General features: G+C 58.5%; 1 protein-coding gene. It reads left to right on the top strand.

Annotated elements, in window-relative coordinates:
* Nucleotides 1–43: 43 nt before the first annotated feature.
* A partial coding sequence (locus K6N12_RS33795) for an AAA family ATPase (RefSeq protein ID WP_222135288.1) occupies nucleotides 44–335 on the top strand: 292 nt, incomplete at its 3' end.

Here is a 335-nt window from a genome sequence, read left to right on the forward strand (position 1 = left end):
GCCTTTTACTCAGCGATGGATGGAACGAAAGAAGGAAGGCGATATGTCAGATTTGCGTCAAATCGCATTTTACGGCAAAGGGGGGATCGGCAAGTCCACCACCTCCCAAAATACGCTCGCAGCGCTTGTCGACCTCGGGCAGAAGATCCTGATCGTCGGATGCGACCCGAAAGCCGACTCCACCCGGCTGATCCTGAACGCCAAAGCACAGGACACGGTTCTGCATCTGGCAGCGCAGGAAGGTTCGGTGGAAGACCTTGAGCTCGAGGACGTGCTCAAGGCCGGCTACAAAGGCATCAAGTGCGTGGAGTCCGGCGGTCCGGAACCGGGCGTCG

It is taken from the genome of Rhizobium redzepovicii (assembly GCF_019793435.1).
In the GTDB taxonomy this organism is placed as follows: Bacteria; Pseudomonadota; Alphaproteobacteria; order Rhizobiales; family Rhizobiaceae; genus Rhizobium; species Rhizobium redzepovicii.